This is a genomic window from Vaccinium witches'-broom phytoplasma str. VAC (assembly GCF_000309405.1).
Classification (GTDB): Bacteria; Bacillota_I; Bacilli_A; order Acholeplasmatales; family Acholeplasmataceae; genus Phytoplasma.
On record NZ_AKIN01000158.1, the window covers coordinates 1 to 3,339 of the forward strand.

At 24.9% G+C, this 3,339-nt stretch carries 3 protein-coding genes; all 3 read right to left on the bottom strand.

Annotated features, from left to right (window positions below; all coding sequences use genetic code 11):
- Nucleotides 1-242 precede the first annotated feature (242 nt).
- Nucleotides 243-818, bottom strand: a complete 576-nt coding sequence (locus RI68_RS02645; protein WP_017193694.1) for a YqaJ viral recombinase family protein — start codon at nt 816-818, stop codon at nt 243-245.
- Nucleotides 819-1,345: 527 nt separating this feature from the next.
- Entirely contained in the window at nt 1,346-2,506 is a 1,161-nt protein-coding gene (locus RI68_RS02650; protein WP_017193695.1) for a hypothetical protein, read from the bottom strand.
- A 59-nt stretch (nt 2,507-2,565) separates the two neighbouring features.
- Nucleotides 2,566-3,339: DUF2963 domain-containing protein (locus RI68_RS03975; protein WP_083848783.1), on the bottom strand; the 774-nt coding region annotated here is incomplete at its 5' end.

The following is a 3,339-nucleotide window of genomic DNA, read 5'->3' on the forward strand; positions in this document are numbered from 1 at the left end:
ATCTTTGCGATATTTTTTTTAAAACTCCTTTTATTTTTTTAATTTCATATGTTAATTTTTCCTCTTGTATATATAATTATATAATATTTATCTATTTTCTATAAAAAAATCCCGCCGTTAGGGATGGCCGAAAGGATTAAAAAAATCTCTTTATTATCATTATAAAACCTATCATATTTTATATCTAATTCGTTCTATAACCTATGTTAATTAATAAACTTGATAAATGGTATTACTTAATTTTATTTTTCGAATTCTTTTTTATATTTATCTAATTTTTGTTTATATTTTTGACATTCGATTAACATTTTATCGATAAATTCTTTGTCTAAAACAACTTTTTTAATTGTATAATCATCATCATTGATATAAACTAAAAAATAAGCTTTATCTATTTCGGCACAATATAATCCACATTGAATTTGTGCTAAATAATACGGTGGTATAATTCCATCTTTATAAAAAGATTTCCAAGCTGTACTGTCTTTATTTAAAGGACATTTTATTTCTAACATGGTTTTGGTTTCTTTATTAAAACCATCTAATGATGCTGAAAAAATACCTTTTGTAAATACTGCTGGTTCATAATTTTTTTTATTTTTAATGCAAAAAAATAAATTAGCTTTTGGTTCAGTGTTTTTACCATGTTCTACTGCCTCATTAGTTATAAAAGTACTGCCGAATATTTTTTTTTTAATTAAATCCTCTTGTGTTTCATAAGGATTGAGTCCCATTATTGTACCTATTTCTGAGGCATTGATAAAATTTTTACGATGTTGGAACCATTCCCAACTATTTTGTTTTAAATCGACTTTCATTTTTTACTCCTTTTGATATCATTATACATAAATTTTCTTTTGGATTAAGTTTTAAGCTAAGCACCTTTAACCTCACGTGAACTTTCAAAATCTGACATAATGGACTACAATCGTTACATATCTTTAAAGAGAGCTGAATTAGAGCTCGCGCAGCAGTACGTCGACTTTCAAACTTTAATATAATTTATTGTATTCGTAACTACTTTATATATGTTAATAATTGGTTTTTTTATTTTTGGTTTTATTATCTCTTTTTTGCCCCATTATTCATAGGGGGGGTCACAACCTTGAAAAGCAAAGGCATATTTGTGTGACTTTTTATTATTTAGATATATTTTTTTGTTATTTTTAACCATTTTCCTGCGCGTAACGTATGCGAGTCGATAAGATTCCCGACGAGCCTTATCGAAATTTCTATTTTTTTATGATGATTTTTGGTTATTTTTACTTATTCAAAAAAGTCACATAGATATGAATGTGTGTGACTAAATTTAATTAAATTATAATGTGTGTGACTTTTTTTATTTTTAATCATTTTCTTTATATAATTTTTCTTTAACATTAAAGAAAATACAGTTTTTTTCTATATATTCATATTCTTTGCCTCCCATTTCTTTGTTTTTCTTACAAAAACGTACAAAAGAAATGTCCTCATTACATAAAAAAATATTCAATTTATTCCCAGCTATTCGTCTCTTTGGGGCATATTTAATATCAGCATTAAATCCTCTTTGACCACCGATAATATTTTTTAATAAACCGTGTTTTTTAATTTCAAAAATAGAAATATCATCAAATACATTTATTTTATATTCATTTTTATAAATTTCTTTGCTGAAATCTAGACTACCTCTGATATAATTAAAGGGAATTAAGTTTTTATTAAGGAAACTTATTATGAATTCGGTTTTTCCGATTCTACTAAGTCCCTCAATAACAAGAGATCTAGGGCGGTGTTGAACGTCCTTTTCTTTTTGTATAGCCGCAATTATTTTTCTAGTTATCTCATTGTCTTTAAAACTATCAAAATCATAAATTGATTCTGTTTCATTTTCATTTATATTGTCATTCATATTTTCCTCTGCTTTTTTAATAAATTTTTTCTTTAATATTCTTTCTATTAATTCAATTTGTTCTAAATAAAAATCTCTATCTATCTTAATCATAAATTCATCTAAATTTTTTCTTATTTTATTTATTTTTAAAGATTCATTTTCATAATATTCTTTTTTTAATCTAAATATTTCATCATAAATTAATTGTTTACGTTCCTCTTTTTGATTTTGACGTACATATTTTTTAATTCTTGGTATTCCGTTTTCAATAAAATCACCGTCTTTTTTAATATAATCAATTGATTTTTCTATATGTTGTGCGTTTTCAATCCGCGGATGAAATCCTTCAATATCAAAAAATCTTGCATTTTCTGTTTGAAATATTTTTTCTAATTGTAACAAAACATGAGTATGAATTTCTTTATGATCCGCATGGTTTTCTGTATTAGAAATGATATAAATAATGTTTTTCTTTTTTTCATTCATTAAATTTTTAATGTGATTATGAATGACATTTTTTCCTAATGAACATTTACTATAAGTTAAAAAAATATCTTTTGAACTAAAACGAAATTTATTTTTAGTTTCTTTAATTTTTGCATTTTTATTATTTGTTTTTTTTGTTTTTTTCATTTAATAATTTCTCTTTCTGTTTTTTTAACCCCCTAATTAATATTAGAGGGTTATTTTTTTTATATAATTTTAGGTACACCTCCTAATAGTGTTCCTCCCGCTATTGCTCCAATTTTCATGCCATCTAGTGCTCCATCAGCCATTCCTCCTAATCCTCTTAATGTAACTGTTCCCGCCTTATGCATTCCATCTAAAAATTTAATTAATTTTCCGCCATTATCATCATCATTATTATTATTATTATTATTTTGCTTTGGAATAGCGGTATTTACTTTTTTAATTGTTTTTAATTCATCATCTGTAAATCCAGCATCTTTTAATTCATCATCTGTAAATCCAGCATCATATAATTCTTTAAGTTTATATCCACGATATCTTAAATATCTAGTTTCATACCCAGCATCTCTTAAATCTTTAACTGTAAATCCAAAATTTATTAAATCTTTATCTGTATAGCCCATATGTAGCTGTTGGAAATCCTCAATTGTATAACCAGCATTTTTTAATTCTTTAGCTTTATACCCAGCATTTATTAATGTTTTAATATCATTTTTAATTGCAATTTCTTTTCCTGTTAATCGATCATATTCTGTTATTTTATCTAATTTTTCATCTGCTGACATTTCAATTTTTTTAATTATATTTGTTGTTATTGGATCAAATTTCATAATCCACTTTATTTTTCCATTTTCGTGAGTTTGAATTGATTCGATTTTTATTTCCGTTTTAGGGTTATATTTTTCAATAAAATCTATTGTTTTTCCATCTTTTTTATATTCAATTTCTTTAACAGGTTCAATTGGTTTAACAGGTGTTGGAACTTGAACAGGTGT